The sequence below is a fragment of the Blattabacterium cuenoti genome, assembly GCF_014252035.1.
Classification (GTDB): Bacteria; Bacteroidota; Bacteroidia; order Flavobacteriales; family Blattabacteriaceae; genus Blattabacterium; species Blattabacterium cuenoti_Z.
In genome coordinates, this window is the sequence record NZ_CP059207.1 from 301,990 (window position 1) to 319,241 (window position 17,252).

Below are 17,252 nucleotides of genomic sequence, written 5' to 3' on the forward strand. Positions count from 1 at the left end.
AAAAGTTTCATTATCAATCAAGCGGAAAAATAAATTACAGACAAAGATAAAAAATTATTCGAATTAATGCAATTAACATAACAACGACATAAGGACATAATATCATTTTTTCTATTATATTTTCTTAAAATCCTTAAACATAATTATAGTATGTTTCAAAAAAAATAGATTCAACAAAAAATTAAAACGGTTAACTTTATGTCGATGATCTAATTTAGATTATTCGTTTGTTTTTATAATACATCGTAAATAGTAATTAATTAATAGTAGTACTACGTGATTTGTTATTATCGAACTATATTTTTTCTATGATGCAAAAAAAAAGATATTCTATTATGGGATGGAGAAAAGATAATAAGCAACCTACCCTTTCGGAGGTGTTCTCTTCTGTTCATGTCCCTCAAAAAAAAGGAATGTGGAAAAAATTTTTTGCTTTCACAGGTCCTGGACTTCTAATTGCCGTAGGTTACATGGATCCTGGAAATTGGGCAACGGATATTTCTGGAGGTGCTAAATTTGGCTATATGTTGTTGTCTGTTATTTTTATATCCAACTTATTTGCTATTATTTTACAACATTTATCTCTAAAATTAGGAATTGTTTGTGAAAGAGATTTAGCACAAGCATGTAGAGATCACTATCATCCATTTATTAGTTTTATATTATGGATTTTATGCGAAATAGCTATTTCTGCTTGTGATTTAGCAGAAATTATAGGTAGTGCATTAGCATTAAAACTTCTTTTTAATATTCCCATAACATGGGGAGTATTAATTACAACTATAGATGTTTTAATGATTTTATTTTTTCAATCTAAAGGATTTAGATATATTGAAAGTATAGTTGCTACCTTGATATTTACAATTTTAATTTGTTTCAGTTTTGAAATCATAAGCTCAAAACCAGAAATTTTTTCTATTTTGAAAGGAATAATTCCTAATATTAATATCATTAAAAATCCTCATGCTTTTTACATATCAATTGGAATACTAGGCGCAACAGTAATGCCTCACAATCTTTATCTACATTCAAGTATTATACAAACTAGAAATTATCCCCGGACAGTTGAAGGTAAAAAAATGGCAATAAAATATGCGACAATAGATAGCACTTTATCTTTATCTTTAGCATTTTTTATCAATGCCGCCATATTGATCATATCTGCCGCTACTTTTCATAAATATGGACATACAGAAGTAGCAGATATTATGGATGCACATAAACTTTTGACTCCAATATTAGGTTCTGGATTTGCTGGAGTTTTTTTTGCGTTAGCTTTACTAGCTTCAGGACAAAATTCTACATTAACTGGAACATTAGCTGGTCAAATAGTAATGGAAGGATTTCTGAATATCAAACTAAAACCTTGGATAAGAAGACTCATTACAAGATTAATAGCTATTATACCAGCTATGATTACATCTATCATATACGGAGATAAAGGAACTGCAGAATTACTAATTATTAGTCAAATAATATTATCCATACAGTTAATATTTGCTATTGTACCATTAGTAAACTTTACAGGAGACTCAAAAAAAATGGGAATTTTTGTCAATGGAAAGCTTTTAAAAATACTATCTTGGTTGATTACTACCCTAATAATATTATTAAATTCATTTTTATTATACAATTATTTTACTATATATTCTTAATTAAATTAAGAAGAAGTTGAAGATGGCAATACTTCAAAATTTAATATAAATTCCCTTTTTTGATGTAATCGTATGTTCGCTTTATGTTTTCCAATTGTTTTAATAACCTTATTATCAGGTATTCTAATATATTTTTTATCTATAGATATTCCTTCTTTATTCAGAATATTCATCAGATAATGACTATTAATAGAACCGAAAAGTTTTCCTCCTTTTCCAACTTTAGCTGAAATTTTTATGGTTAATTTACTTAGCTTTTCTTCTATTTCTTTCGATTTTTCAATCAAAAAACTTTCCTTATTATAACGTTGTTTCAATATTTCACGAATACTTTTTATAGTTTCAGGTAATGCTAATACAGCATATCCCCTAGGGATAAGATAATTTCTAGCATATCCAGGTTTTACCTCAATTTCATCATATTGAAAACCTAAATTTTCTATATCCTTTTTTAAAATAATTTTCATTATTATTATTTTATCTTAAATCATCTGTAACAAAAGGCAATAGACCAATATGTCGACATCTTTTGATTGAAGAATTTAATTTATTTTGATTTTTTTTTAATGTTCCTGTGATACGACGTGGTAAAATTTTTCCTTGTGCATTAAGAAATTTTATTAAAAATATAGGATCTTTATAATCAATATATTTAATGTTTCTTTGTTCAAAATAACAATATTTTTTCTCTGTTTTTGTTTCTATTTTAAGAGGAGATAAATATCTTAAATCACTATCTTTTTTCGATGGTTTCGTAGTAGTATGATTATTTTTATTTTTTTCTTCTAAAATCATAATTTTTATCCTTTTTTTAATAATTTTTTTCTTCTTCTTTCAGCATACTCTATTCCATACTTATTTAGTTGAACAGTTAAAAAACGAAGAATTCTTTCATCTTGTCTCAATTTTAATTCTAAATCAGATATAAAATTGGGAGTTAATAAAAATTCGAATAAATGATAACAACCACTCTGTTTCTTATGAATAGGATAAGCTAACTTTTTTAGACCCCAATGTTCCTGATGAACAATTTTACCTTTTTTTTGTTGTATAAGATAATCTTCGTACTCCTTTGCTGTATTTTTTGCTTGGTCATCAGATAATATAGGAGTTATTATTATGATATTTTCATAGTGTTTCAACATCCATCATATTTTTTTATTTAAAATGTAAATCTATATTTTTTATGTTGTTTTTTCAAAATAATTTTATTCTAAATTTTTTTATTTAATCTTATTAATCAAATTATCCAAACGTTGGATAGATTCTTTTTTTCCTATCATTTCTAAAATGGTAAAAAGATCAACTCCTTTTAGATTTCCTACCAAGGCAAAACGAAATAATTGCATCATTTTAATTCTACATTTATTTTCATATTTCTGAAAAAAAAGTTTCACATTTACATATGTAAATGGATTTATTTTGTACAATGATAATTTTGCATTTTTTAGTTTGAATATGATTTGTTCATGATTATTTTTTATTTTTCTCAAAAAATAAGTGTCATAATAACTGGGTGGTGTAAAAAAATAAAAAGAATGTTCCCATATTTCATGGATAAAATGAATTCTATTTATTGTTAAATGTATTACTTTCCATAAGTAATCTTTTTCATATAAAATGAAATTTTTTTGCATTTTTTTACACATAAAAGAAAAAACTTCTTCTTTTTTACTTATTAAGTATTTTTTATTAAACCAATAAACTTTTTTTATATCAAAAAAAACCCCAGATTTTTTTATCCTACTTAAGGAAAATGTTTTAACTAATTCTTGTAAAGAAAAAATTTCCCTTTTACCTCCAGGATTCCATCCTAATAAAGCCAACATATTTACAAAAGCATCTGGAAAATAACCTAACTCTTTATATCCTGGAATAATGGTATCCCCATTTATCCATTGCATAGGATATATAGGAAAATTTTCTGGATTTCTTTTGCTAATTTTTCCCTTACCATCTTTTTTTAATATTAAAGGTAAATGTGCAAAATTAGGTGGATCCCATCCAAAAGATCTGTATAACAAAAAATGCAAAGCTAAAGATGATAACCATTCTTCCCCTCTAATAACATGAGTTATTTTCATTAAATGATCATCTATTGTGCTTGCTAAATGATAAGTAGCTACTCCATCTGATTTTAATAATATTTTATCATCTAATTGATCTGTATGAATTGTTATCCACCCACGTATTATATCATGCATTTTTAATTTTTCTCCAGGATTTATTTTAAATCGAATAACATAGGAAGAACATATATCTAACTTTTTTTTTAATTGTTCTTTAGTCATATTTAATGAGTTGTCTAACTTATTTCTATTTTCATAGTTATATGAAAAAGTTAAACCCATATTTTTATATTCTTTCCTCTTTATACCAAGATCGTCATCTGTTTCAAAAGCATAGTACGCGTATCCATTATTTAATAATTGATTGATATAATAACGGTAAATATTTATTCTTTTAGATTGATGATAAGGAGAATATGGACCTCCATATCCAACTCCTTCATCTGGTTCTATATGACACCATTTTAATGTTTTTAAAATATAAGATTCAGAATTAGGAACAAATCTTTTTTTATCGGTATCTTCTATTCTAAGAATAAATGTTCCTCCATGTTTCTTAGCAAATAAATAATTATATAACGCAGTCCTTACTCCTCCTAAATGAAGGGGACCTGTAGGACTTGGCGCAAAACGAACCCTTATATGTTGTTGTGACATAACTAATTTTTATTAATTATTATTTTCCAATACAGAACTTAGAGAAAATATTTGTTAATATATCTTCATTTGTTATCTCTCCTGTTATTTTTCCTAAATGACGTAGTACTTCTTTAATATGTATAGAAATTAAATCCTCTGATACACCTTTATTGAAAGCATCATGCGCTAAATTCATTTCTTCTAATGATAGATTCAAAGCTTCATAATGTCTGTTCTGCGTAACAATAATATTTTTATCTTTCAACTTCTCAACAAATAAATGACTCAAATTTATGAGAACTTGATCAACTCCATGATTATTTTTTGCTGAAATTTCAAAAAAATAAGAAAATCTAGATTTTATATGTTGAAAATATTGAAAATGATGAGGAATGTCAGATTTATTCGCTAAAACAAAAATATTTTTTGATGGATATTCTTTATCAAAACTATTGATTTGATCAATAATTTTATTGATACTTTTTATGTTTTGTATAGAAGAAGAGTCAAAAACATATAATATCACTTCAGATTCTTTTATCTTACTCATAGTTTTTTTCATTCCAAGAATTTCTATTGCATTTTTCGATTTTTTTCTAATACCAGCTGTATCTAAAAATCTAAAAAGAATTCCATTTAAAACAATTGTACCTTCTATACAATCCCTAGTTGTTCCTTTTTGACTCGATGTAATTGAGCGTTCTTCTTTAAGAATAGAATTAAATAAGGTAGATTTTCCAACATTAGGACCTCCAACAATTACAACAAAAATACCTTTTTTTATGGCATTACCTAACGAAAAAGATTCAATTAAATCTTTTAATATTTTTTTTGATTTATGAAAAAATGAAGAAATATCAAATCTATCAGCAAAAATTAAGTTTTCTTCTGAAAAATCCAATTCTAACTCCAAAAGAGATGCAAAATCTAATAATTTATCCCTTAAATTCTTAATAGTATTAGATAAAGATCCTTTTATATGTTGCAAGGATATATCATGAAAAACTTTATTCTCAGATGATATAATATCAGCTATAGCTTCAGCTTGTGATAAATCGATCTTTTTGTTTAAAAATGCACGAAGTGTAAATTCTCCGGGTTTAGCTAAACGTATTCCTTTTTTAATTAATAATTGCAAAATTTTTTGTTGAATATAATAAGATCCATGACATGATATTTCTATCATATTTTCTCCAGTGTAAGAAAAAGGTGTTTTAAATACGGATATCAATACTTGATCCAAAAAATTTTCATTACCTACTTTTTTTTCTTCTACCAGAAAACCTAAATGAATAGTATGGGTTGATTGATTTTTCAATTTTTTTCCTGGTTTAATGGAAATAAAAATATCTTCAACAATAGAAATAGAATCATTTCCAGAAATACGAATAACAGATATCGCACTGGAACCAGTAGTAGGAGTAGCTAAAGATGCAATGGTATCATTATTTATCAACATTAAATATAATTTTAATAATTATTATAACAAAGTAAATATTTTTTTAATTCGTATTATTATGGTTTCCATTTATAAATTTTATCGTTTTTTTAATAAAAATCTTAAATACTCATATCCTGAAAAAGAATTAGATAATATATTTATTTTACTCATGACTCACATATTAAAATGTGAGAAAGTTACTGTATTATCCTTACTAAAAAATAAAGAAAAAATAAGTTTATTTATCTATAAAAAACTAATGAAAAAATTATGGGAATTAAAAAATAATAGACCTATTCAATATGTTATAAAACATACTCATTTTTTTGGAATGAAATTCATGGTTAATGAGAAAGTTTTCATTCCAAGACCAGAAACAGAAGAATTAGTATATTGGGTATTACAAGACAACTATCATTATCATACGGATCCTTATAAGGATAATTATGTACAAATTTTCGATATAGGAACAGGAAGTGGATGTATTGGAATATCTTTAAAGAAGATAAAACCTAACATAGGACATATTTATGCAATAGATTATTCGAATGAAATCATTTCTATGGCTAGAAAAAATATGAAATTACATAATGTCATCATTTCTTTAATAAAATTAAACGTTTTAAAAGATTTAATATTCTATTCACCAATAACTCAAAATAACTCCATTAGCATTGTCATTAGCAATCCTCCTTATATCACATCATCTGAAAAAAAAATGTTACATCCAAATATTATTCAATATGAACCTGATAGCGCATTATTCGTTCCTAATAATGATCCTATAGTTTTTTACAAAAAAATTTCTTTTTGGATAAAAAAAAAATTTACTGGTATCGTATATATTTATTTTGAAATAAATCAGTTTTTTTATATAAATGTTATTAATTTTTTAAAAAAATCAGGTTTTTTTAGTATAAAAATAAGAAAAGATTTTCAAGGAAATTTCCGAATGATTCGCGCAATATACTGTAGTAAAAAATAAAAAAATGAATAATAAAATAATAATAGAAAATAAAATCAAAAAACTGAGAAAAGAATTAGATGATCATAATTATAAATACTATGTATTGAATAATCCAGATATATCTGATTATGTTTTCGATAAAAAATTGAGTGAATTATCTGTTTTGGAAAAAAAATATCCTGAATTATATGACCCTAACTCTCCAAGTATAAAAATAGGAACAGATGTTGATAAAATAGATTGTACCATTCACCATCACAAATACAAAATGTATTCTCTGAAAAATGTTTACTCCAAAAAAGAATTAATAGTTTGGTTGGAAAAAATAAACAATTTATTCAATGACAATAATATATCCTTTGTATGTGAACCAAAATATGATGGAGTATCTATCAACTTGATTTATAAAAACGGTATTTTAACTCATGCAGTGACTCGTGGAGATGGTGAAAAAGGAGAAGATGTCACAAAAAATGTACGTACTATAACATCAATCCCATTAAAATTAATAGGTAATAACTATCCTTCTTACCTTGAAATACGTGGAGAAATATTCCTACCTATAAAAAATTTTTTAATTTTAAATAAAAGACGTATCAAAATAGGAAAAAATCCTTATAATAATCCAAGAAATACTGCTAGTAGTACATTGAAAATTCATAATTATAAAGAAGTATTTACAAGAGGATTATATTGTGTAGCATTTAGTGTTTCAGGAGAAAATTTACCTTTTTATGACCAATATAAATCATTAAAATATATTAATAATTGGGGGTTTATTACTCCATTAAAACATCTTTGTAAAAATGTAAATGATATTTTTTATTTTATAAATTTTTGGAAAATATATAAAAAAGAACAACCCTATCAAACAGATGGAATAGTTATTAAAGTGAATGAATATGAAAAACAATATTTTCTAGGCTGTACCAGTAAATATCCGCGTTGGGCAATAGCTTATAAATTTAGAGAAAAACCATCAGAAACAAAATTATTAAACCTAACTTTTCAAGTAGGAAGAACAGGTATTATTACTCCTGTTGCCAATGTTATTCCTATATCAATTTCCGGAACAACAATCAAAAGAGTAACACTTTATAATAATCATTTTATCAAAAAAAATGAAATTTATCACGGAGATACTATCCTACTGGAAAAAGGAGGAGATATAATTCCAAAAATAACAGAAATAAATATTAAAAAAAGATCTCATAAAGCTGATCCCATACTTTTTTTGAAAAAATGTCCATCATGTAATGGTACATTAATAAAAAAAAATGAATTATACTATTGTATCAATAAAAATTGCTATTCTAAAAGAATAAAAAAGATAATACACTTTGTAAGTGATAAATCAATGAATATTCAAAATATTGGTCATAAAATAATAGAAAAATTATACAAAAAAGGTTTTTTATATAATCTATATGATTTATTTCAATTGAAAAAAAAAGAACTACTTCAAATAGAAGGAATAAAAGAAAAATTAGCTGAAAAAATATTAAACAATATAGAAACATCAAAAAAATTAACTCCTTATCATAAAGTTATTTATGCTTTGGGGATCCATCATGTAGGAGAATATATCTCAAAAAGATTAATAGAACATTTTACGAATATACATGATTTGATGCATGCCAGTTATGATAATTTAATTTCTATTCCAGGTATAGGAAAAGAAACTTCAAAAAACATAATCACCTATTTTTCAATTCAAGAAAATAAACATATGATTCAAATGCTTGTAAAATTCGGTTTAAATCTTTCCACTTCTAAAAATAGAAAAATAAAAAAAAATTCCTGTTTTGAAGGAAAAGCTTTTGTATTTACAGGAAAATTATCTTGTATGAACCGTAATAGAGCAAAGGACATCATAGAATCTTTGGGGGGAGTAGTATATAATACTGTAAATAATAAAATTAATTTTATAATAGTTGGAAAAAATTTTGGTTCTAAACTGGAAAAAAGTATATATAAGAGAACTATTAAAATTTTAACAGAAGATATTTTTTTACACATGATTAAAAATCCATAATCAACATTTATTAAAAAATATTTTCAATGAATAAAATAGTACTTGTATGTATGGTTTTGTTTTTCATATAGAAAAAAGTATATTTAATTCTATAGTATGAATGAAAGAATTCATCATTTAAGAAATCTATTTTTTTATGTTACTAAAAAATATATTTACCGAATCTGGATTCGATTCAGAAGCTGAATTTATCCCTCTAATGAGTCAAGATGAAGAGGATCAGCTTTTGAAAGACGATATTCCAAAACAATTATGTATTTTAACAGTTAGGAATATGGTTTTGTATTCTGGAATTGTTTTTCCAATTATAGCGGGAAGAAGTGGATCTATACAATTATTACAAGATGCCTATGGATTTGATAAAACGGTTGGAGTTTTAACACAGAAAAATTCTGGAATAGACAATCTGAGTGAAAAAGATTTATACTCTGTTGGAACTGTTGCTAAAATATTAAAATTATTAAAAATGCCTGATGGGAATACAACAGTAATTCTTCAAGGTAAAAGAAGGTTCAAAGTAAATCGTTTCATTCAAAATGATCCATATTTTAAAGCAGAAATTCTAGCCTTAGAAGAAAAAAAACCATCTTGTAATGATAAGGAATATCTTGCCTTAGTAGAATCTATCAAGGAAATAGCTATAAAAATTATTCAAGACAATCCAAATATTCCATCAGAAGCAAGTATAGCAATACGCAATATTGAAAGTCCCTCTTTTTTAATAAATTTTGTAGCAGCTAATATGAATTTAGCAATCAGAGATAAACAAAAATTATTGGAATACGATGATTTAAAAAAAAGAGCAATGGAAACATTACGTTTTCTGAACGTAGAACACCAACAGATTAAATTAAAAAATGACATTCAATCTCGTGTTCGAAGTGACATGGATCAACAACAAAGAGAATATTTTTTACAACAACAAATTAAAGCTATACAAGAGGAACTAGGAGATATTTCTTATGAGAAAGAAATTGATGAAATGCGTGTGAAAGCTTCTAGAAAAAAGTGGCCTCAAGAAGCAAAAAAACAGTTTGAAAGAGAACTGATAAAAATGCAAAGAACGAATCCTCAAATGCCAGAATATACCGTACAGAGAAATTATATAGAATTAATGATAGACCTACCTTGGTGGAGGTATTCAAAAGATAGTTTTGACTTAGAATATGCTCAAAAAATATTAGATAGAGATCATTATGGATTAGAAAAAGTAAAAGAACGTATTATAGAATATTTAGCTGTTTTAAAATTAAGAGGGGATATGCGGTCACCTATTCTATGTTTTTACGGACCTCCAGGGGTAGGAAAAACATCTTTAGGTAGATCAATAGCTACTGCACTGAAAAGAAAATATGTCCGTATTTCTTTAGGTGGTCTACATGATGAATCTGAAATACGTGGACATAGAAGAACTTATATTGGAGCTATGCCAGGAAGATTATTGCAATCTATACGGAAAGTGGGAACTTCAAATCCTGTTTTCGTTATCGATGAAATCGATAAAATGAGTTTAGGAACCAATGGAGATCCTTCTTCCGCTATGTTAGAAGTTTTAGATCCAGAACAGAATACATCATTTTATGATAATTTTTTAGAAATGGGTTACGATTTATCAAAAGTATTATTTATAGCTACGGCAAATTCACTTTCTCATATACAACCTGCTCTAATAGATAGAATGGAAGTCATAGAAATGAATGGATACACAGTGGAAGAAAAAACGCAAATTGTAAAAAAACACATTATTCCTAAACAATTAAAAGACAATGGAATAAAAAAATCAGATTTAGTACTTGGAACGAAACAAATAGAAAAAATAATTGAAAGTTATACTAGAGAATCTGGATTAAGAACTTTAGAAAAACATATTGCAAAATTAGCACGTTATGTAGCGAAACATATTGCTATGAATAAAAAATATGTAAAAAGATTGAGTATAGAAAAAATAGAAAATATTCTTGGTGTACCACATGATCCAGATCGTTATGAAGAAAATAATGTTCCAGGTGTAGTTACCGGTCTAGCTTGGACTAACTTTGGTGGAGATATTTTATATATAGAATCTAGTTTATCAAATGGAAAAGGAAATTTGAGTATTACTGGAAATTTGGGAGAAATTATGAAAGAATCTGCTACAATTGCCTTACAATATATCAAATCACATTACAAAGAATTTAATATCGATCCTAAAATGTTTGAAGAAAAAAATGTACATGTACATGTACCTGAAGGGGCAGTTCCTAAAGATGGACCATCTGCAGGAATAACCATGTTAACTTCTCTAGTATCAAGTTATACTAAAAGAAAAATTAGACCTCATATAGCTATGACGGGAGAAATAACTTTAAGAGGAAAAGTTCTTCCTGTAGGTGGAATAAAAGAAAAAATTTTAGCAGCTAAACGAGCAAATATTAAAGAAATAATTCTTTCTCAAGATAATAAAAAAGATGTAGAAGAAATTAAACCAGAACATTTAAGAGGATTAACTTTTGATTATGTTAAGGATATGAACGATGTTATTCATTTATCTCTACTATAAAAAAATATTATTAAACAATCTGCTTTCTGCATCATACAGAATAATAATATGAATTTATTGATGATAATAAAATGAAAGAGAAAATTATTTATCCAATCCATAGGAATAAGTTGATACAACTTTCTAATAAATATGGGACTCCTCTTTATATTTATGATTCTTCTAAAATAGAAGAACAATATATAAAGATGAAAAATGCTTTCAGTTGTATAAATAATTTAATAATTAATTATGCTTGTAAGGCAAATACGAATCTTAACATATTAAAATTTTTACAAAAACTAGGAAGTGGATTAGATACTGTATCTATTCAAGAAGTAGAGTTAGGTTTAATAGCAGGTTTTCATCCTAAAAAAATTATATTTACACCTAATTGTGTTTCTATTAAAGAAATAAAAAAAGCAGTAGATTTTGGAGTCAGAATAAATTTGGATAATTTATCCATTTTAGAACAGTTTGGAGAATATTTTTCTGACTATTCTGTAGGAATTAGAATTAATCCACATATTATGGCAGGAGGTAATTCAAAAATTTCCGTTGGTCATATTGATTCTAAATTTGGTATTTCTCATTATCAAATTCCTCACATAAAAAGGATATTAAAGAATACAGGACTTAAAATAGAAGGAATCCATATGCATACAGGATCTGATATATCAGATATAAAATCCTTTCTAGAAGGGGCAAAAATTTTATTTAGGATAGCAATGGACCTTCCAGATATTATTGATTATATTGACTTTGGTAGCGGATTCAAAGTTCCATATACAAAAAATGATATAAAAACAGATCTTGTTTGTTTAAGCAATTATATTACAGAAAAATTTAAATCATTTTGTAAAGATTACGGTAATGAAGTAACTTTAATATTTGAACCTGGAAAATTCTTAGTCAGCGAGTCAGGGTACTTTTTAGTTCATGTCAATGTGATCAAACATACAACTTCTACTGTTTTCGCTGGAGTTGATTCAGGATTTAATCATTTTCTTCGTCCTATGTTTTATGATGCTTATCATTGTATCGAAAATATTTCGAATCCTAATGGACGTCTCCGTTTTTATACAATTGTAGGATATATTTGTGAATCAGATACTTTTGGTTTAAATAGGAAAGTTACAGAAATTCGTGAAGGAGATATTTTATGTATTAAAAATGCAGGAGCTTATTGCTTTTCTATGTCTTCTAATTATAATTCTCGTTACAGACCTTCTGAAGTTATGATTATTAATGGAAAAGATTTTTTGATAAGAAAAAGAGAAACTATGCAAGACCTTCTTAGAAATGTCATCGAAATAAAAATGTGAATATTTTTTTTGGAGAGATGGCAGAGTGGTTAATTGCGGCGGTCTTGAAAACCGTTGAGGGTTCATACCTCCGGGGGTTCGAATCCCTCTCTCTCCGCTGCTGTCGTATTATTTATTTTGTATTTTTATTCCTAATTTACTCAACTGATTTTCAATTTTTTCATTGGTGATTACTTCAAATAATAATGAAGATTTACCCAATGAATGACCTGGTACTAACATTTTTTCTATATTTTTTATATGATTCCAATCACAAGGTTGTAAACGAAGCATGTCTAATAATTTATTTGCTGTGTATGGCAAAAAAGGTTCAGATAATTGAGCTAAAACACCAACGATTTGCAAGGATATATAAAGAATAGTATTTAAACGTTTTTTTTCTTTGTTTTTTTTCCAAGGTTCTTCTTCTGTTAAATATTTATTTCCTACTCTAGCTAAATTCATGAAACAAGTTAAAGCTTCTCTAAAATTATAGGACTCTATTAAAAATCCTATACTATTTGGATAATTTTTAACATTTTCTAAAATTTTTTTATCTTTTTTTGTAAAATTAAAAGGATATGGTACCATACCATTATTATATCTTTTAACTAAAGTCATCGTTCGATTTACGAAATTACCTAATATAGAAACTAATTCATCATTATTTTTTTTTTGAAAATCTTTCCAATTAAAATTATTATCTTTTTTGTCTGGCATATTTGCTATTAGTATATAACGAAGTGCGTCCTGTTGATTTGGAAAATCTTCTAAATATTCATGCAACCAAACAGCCCAATTTTTAGAAGTAGAAATTTTTTTGTTTTCTAGATTAAGAAATTCATTGGCTAATATTTGATCCGGTAGAATATATCCACTATTATAAGCCTTAAGTATAACTGGAAAAATAATGCAATGAAATACAATATTATCTTTTCCTATAAATTGAATTAATTTTGTATTCTCATCTTTCCAGTAAGGTTCCCAATCCATTTTTTTTATTTTAGACCACTCTATAGTAGAAGATATATATCCTATAGGTGCTTCAAACCATACATACATTACTTTTCCTTCATATCCATTAATTGGTATAGGAATCCCCCAATTTAAATCTCTTGTGATCGGTCGTGGTTTTAATCCTTGATCTAACCAAGATTTTGCTTGACCATACACATTAACTTTCCAATCTTTTTTATGCTTTACCAAAATCCATTTTTCTAAAAATTTTTGATATTTATTTAAAGGAAAATACCAATGCTTAGTTTTTTCTAAAATCGGAATATTTCCACTTATAGTAGATTTTGGATGTATTAAATCCATAGGATTTAAAAAATTTCCACAATTTTCACATTGATCTCCATAAGCATTATTGTTATTGCAATATGGACATATACCACATATATATCTATCAGCTAAAAATTGTTTTTCTTTTTCATCAAAATATTGTTGAGATTCTTTTTCAAAAATTTTTTTTTCCTCATAAAATCTTCGAAAAAAAGAAGTAGATATTTTATAATGAACTTTTGTAGATGTTCTTGAATAATGATCAAATTTAATATCAAAATCAATAAAACAATTTTTTATCATATGATGATATTTATTTACTATATCTTTAGGTTTTTTATTTTCTTTTTTAGCTTGAATTGCGATAGGAACTCCATGTTCGTCAGATCCGCATATAAAAATAACATCTATGTTATTTCTTCTAAGAAAACGAACAAATACATCTGCAGGTAAATAAACTCCTGCTAGGTGTCCAATATGAAGAGGCCCATTAGCGTATGGTAATGCAGCTGTTACTGTATATCTACTTGATTTTTTCATTAACTCATTAATAACTGTTACTAACTAAATTATTAATTTAGAATAAAATTGATATATGAAGAAAAAAAAATTATTTTTAATAGACGCATATCCTATGATTTATCAAAGTTATTATGCTTATAATAAGAATCCTCTACTTACATCCAAAGGATTAGATACTTCTCCCATTATGAATTTTATATATTTATTAATAAATACATTAAATAATGAAAAACCGTTTTATATGGGAATTATATTTGATAATCATCAAAAAACTTTTCGAAAAAAAAAATATAATAAATATAAATCACATAGAAAAGAGACCCCAAAAGCTATTCATATAGCTATTCCCTATATTAAAAATATTTTAAAAACTTTGAGGATTCATTTTATACATGCTATAAAAGGATATGAAGCTGATGACATGATAGGAACAATAGCAAATATTGCAGAAAAAAAGGGTTATATAATATATATAATGACTTTAGACAAAGATTTTTGTCAATTGGTAACAAAAAATATTAAAATTTATGTTCCGCCTTTTAGAGGTCATCCTAAAAAAATATTAGGAATAAAAGAAATAATAGAAAAATTTGAAGTAAACTATCCAAAACAAGTTATAGATTTATGGAGTATGATGGGGGATTATTCCGATAATATTCCCGGAATTCCGGGAATAGGAAAAATAACTGCTACAAGATTTATAAAAAAATATGGTAATATTGAAAAATTGTTTGATTCAACTAATGAATTAAAAGGAAAATTAAAAGAAAATATTGAAAATAATAAACATTTGGTATTTTTATATAAAAAGTTAATTACAATAGTAACAAACATTCCAGTTTTATCTTTTGAAGATGATAAATTTTACATAAAAAAACCAAAATGGAATCCGATAAAAAAAATATTATTAGAACTTGAATTTAAAAAATTATTGAAAATAGCTTATCAATATTTTATATATAAAATAAAACAATAATTAATTTATTATATTAAATGATTTCTATAAAAATTATATTTTTTTATATAATTCCATACTTCTGTATGAAGTAAATGTTTCATGTTTTTTCCTTTTTTAGTATTTCTTCTAATAAAAGAAGAAGATATTTCAATAATTGGTGCTTCTTTCAAATAAGAAATTTTTTTTTGATTAAAAATTGGACTCATTGTACTATAAAAATATCCAATTCTGGGGTATACTATTATAGTATATTTTTTAATTATAATTTTATAATCTTTCCATTTTTTTATGGAATAAAAAGCATCCTCTCCTAATAATAGTAAAAATTTATATTTTGGATATTTTATTTCTATCTTATTAAGTGTATGAATAGTATAAGATGGATAATTTTCATGTTCAATATCCAATACTTTTATTTTATCATAATCAGAAAATGCAATCTGAACCATTTTGATTCTATGCTCATAATCTATAATATTTTTTTTTTTAATGGATTTTGTGGAGATACGATCACCCAAACATAATCTATATCTATAAATTCTGTTGTATGATGAGCAACAATTGTATGCCCTAAATGTATTGGATTAAATGATCCAAAATAAAGTACTATTTTTTTCATACCAAATAAAAATAAAAAAAAAATACCGAGACAAAAAAAATATATCTCGATATTTTTTTAATTATTTAAATAATATTAACACGATAACTAAATCCTAAAGAAATAAAATGATTGTTCTTATTTTCCTTCTTCATTTGATTTAAATGATAGTTTACTATTTGATTTTTATAAACAAGATGTAAAGTAAAATCCTCATTATTTTTTATAGGATGAAATTGGATACCTCCATAATAAGTATATAACTTTTGAAAAATTTTATCTTTACCAAAAAAATCTCCAAATTCTTTTTTAGAAACACCTATTTCATGTACAAATTTAGCAATAAAATTCCATTTTGGAAGAAAATTGTATTTAAACTTCAATAAATAAGTTCCATATTTTACAGATGGTGAATTATTATAATCAAAAACCATTGACTGTATAATTTTTGTTACACTTCCATTTTTTTCAATGTCTTCTTCATCTAAAATGTAATCTGCTTCCATAGATATAGGTTTAATATTCAATTTTCCACCTATTGCTAATACTTTCCAAAAGCTTTTCTTTTCATTCTCTTGAAAAATAGAATAAGAACATCTGCTTTCTACCATTTTATTAAATAAACTTGAATTCCAATTCAAAGTAGCTCCCATAGGATATCTCCACACTTTATTATCATACTCTTTTTTTATTGGTACATTATTATTATTATTTGTAATTTGGAATTGTAACTCTTGGTTTTTGATTGGATGATAAATCAAATTGAAACCAATAGGGTTTTCTGTATTCCTTTTATATAGGTTGGAATAACGAAATGCTTTATCATAAAAATGATTTGTATACTCCATACTTCCAAAAGCAATAGGTTGTTTTCCAATCAATAAATCAAGATTATCACTCCACTTATATTTTAAGTAAGCTAAATCCATGATATTATTATAATCATTATCATATTTATTATTATCTAATTTCTTTGAAAAACGATAACTAATTTTATCATTTACTTTTCCTTTAACTTCCAAATTTAAATAATCTTCAGAAAAATTAGATCCTTCAAAAATTTCATTTATTACTGCAGAATTAATACTGTTTGATAAATCTAAAGATATGTTCAAATGAGACTTATCTTTTTTCATTTTTTCTGTTTCTTCGTTTATCGTTACTTGATCGTCCCATTTATCTTTGTCCCATTTATCTTTGTCGCATTTATCTTTGTCGCATTTATCTTTGTCCCATTTATCTTTGTCGCATTTATCTTTGTC

Annotated in this window: 13 protein-coding genes, 1 tRNA gene and 1 pseudogene; 7 read left to right on the forward strand and 8 right to left on the reverse strand. The window is 25.6% G+C overall.

Features of this window, described 5'->3' with window-relative positions; translation table 11 throughout:
• Positions 1-311: 311 nt before the first annotated feature.
• Positions 312-1,655, forward strand: coding sequence for an Nramp family divalent metal transporter (locus tag H0H49_RS01440; RefSeq protein WP_185864745.1), 1,344 nt, complete (start codon positions 312-314; stop codon positions 1,653-1,655).
• Positions 1,656-1,660: 5 nt separating this feature from the next.
• Here the strand turns inward: H0H49_RS01440 and rplI are convergent, their stop codons facing one another.
• The 5 genes from rplI to mnmE all read right to left on the reverse strand — a co-directional run bounded on the left by rplI (position 1,661) and on the right by mnmE (position 5,819).
• Positions 1,661-2,122 carry a 50S ribosomal protein L9 gene (gene rplI / locus H0H49_RS01445; protein ID WP_185864712.1) on the reverse strand — a complete coding sequence of 154 codons (462 nt, stop codon included), beginning with the start codon at positions 2,120-2,122 and terminating at the stop codon, positions 1,661-1,663.
• A 10-nt stretch (positions 2,123-2,132) separates the two neighbouring features.
• A complete protein-coding gene (gene rpsR / locus H0H49_RS01450) occupies positions 2,133-2,450 on the reverse strand; it encodes a 30S ribosomal protein S18 (protein WP_185864713.1) in 318 nt (105 codons plus the stop codon).
• Positions 2,451-2,455: 5 nt separating this feature from the next.
• Positions 2,456-2,800, reverse strand: coding sequence for a 30S ribosomal protein S6 (rpsF, locus tag H0H49_RS01455; protein WP_185864714.1), 345 nt, complete (start codon positions 2,798-2,800; stop codon positions 2,456-2,458).
• Positions 2,801-2,878: 78 nt separating this feature from the next.
• Positions 2,879-4,381 carry a glutamate--tRNA ligase gene (gene gltX, locus H0H49_RS01460; RefSeq protein ID WP_185864715.1) on the reverse strand — a complete coding sequence of 501 codons (1,503 nt, stop codon included), beginning with the start codon at positions 4,379-4,381 and terminating at the stop codon, positions 2,879-2,881.
• 19 nt (positions 4,382-4,400) lie between these two features.
• Positions 4,401-5,819, reverse strand: coding sequence for a tRNA uridine-5-carboxymethylaminomethyl(34) synthesis GTPase MnmE (gene mnmE / locus H0H49_RS01465; RefSeq protein WP_185864746.1), 1,419 nt, complete (start codon positions 5,817-5,819; stop codon positions 4,401-4,403).
• 61 nt (positions 5,820-5,880) lie between these two features.
• Between mnmE and H0H49_RS01470 the strand changes: the two genes are divergently transcribed.
• The 5 genes from H0H49_RS01470 (at position 5,881) to H0H49_RS01490 (ending at position 12,746) form a co-directional block, all read left to right on the forward strand.
• Positions 5,881-6,789, forward strand: coding sequence for a peptide chain release factor N(5)-glutamine methyltransferase (locus H0H49_RS01470; protein ID WP_185864716.1), 909 nt, complete (start codon positions 5,881-5,883; stop codon positions 6,787-6,789).
• Positions 6,790-6,793: 4 nt separating this feature from the next.
• Entirely contained in the window at positions 6,794-8,806 is a 2,013-nt protein-coding gene (ligA, locus tag H0H49_RS01475) for an NAD-dependent DNA ligase LigA (RefSeq protein WP_185864717.1), read from the forward strand.
• 136 nt (positions 8,807-8,942) lie between these two features.
• Positions 8,943-11,345 (forward strand): endopeptidase La, encoded by a 2,403-nt coding sequence (gene lon, locus H0H49_RS01480; RefSeq protein WP_185864221.1) that lies wholly within the window; start codon positions 8,943-8,945, stop codon positions 11,343-11,345.
• A 71-nt stretch (positions 11,346-11,416) separates the two neighbouring features.
• Positions 11,417-12,649 carry a diaminopimelate decarboxylase gene (lysA, locus tag H0H49_RS01485; protein ID WP_185864222.1) on the forward strand — a complete coding sequence of 411 codons (1,233 nt, stop codon included), beginning with the start codon at positions 11,417-11,419 and terminating at the stop codon, positions 12,647-12,649.
• A gap of 11 nt (positions 12,650-12,660) precedes the next feature.
• Positions 12,661-12,746: transfer RNA gene (locus tag H0H49_RS01490), tRNA-Ser, on the forward strand.
• A gap of 11 nt (positions 12,747-12,757) precedes the next feature.
• On the opposite strand, the gene metG is transcribed toward H0H49_RS01490, so the two are convergent.
• Complete coding sequence (metG, locus tag H0H49_RS01495) at positions 12,758-14,452, reverse strand: methionine--tRNA ligase (RefSeq protein ID WP_185864223.1); 1,695 nt, start codon at positions 14,450-14,452, stop codon at positions 12,758-12,760.
• A 55-nt stretch (positions 14,453-14,507) separates the two neighbouring features.
• Here metG and H0H49_RS01500 point away from each other — a divergent pair, with 55 nt between their 5' ends.
• A complete protein-coding gene (locus H0H49_RS01500; protein ID WP_185864224.1) occupies positions 14,508-15,410 on the forward strand; it encodes a 5'-3' exonuclease in 903 nt (300 codons plus the stop codon).
• Between the two features lie 8 nt (positions 15,411-15,418).
• On the opposite strand, the pseudogene nadD reads toward H0H49_RS01500, so the two are convergent.
• Positions 15,419-16,011 (reverse strand): annotated as a pseudogene (gene nadD, locus H0H49_RS01505) (nicotinate (nicotinamide) nucleotide adenylyltransferase).
• A gap of 65 nt (positions 16,012-16,076) precedes the next feature.
• The coding region (locus tag H0H49_RS01510) for a porin (RefSeq protein ID WP_238784927.1) at positions 16,077-17,252 on the reverse strand (1,176 nt) is incomplete at its 5' end.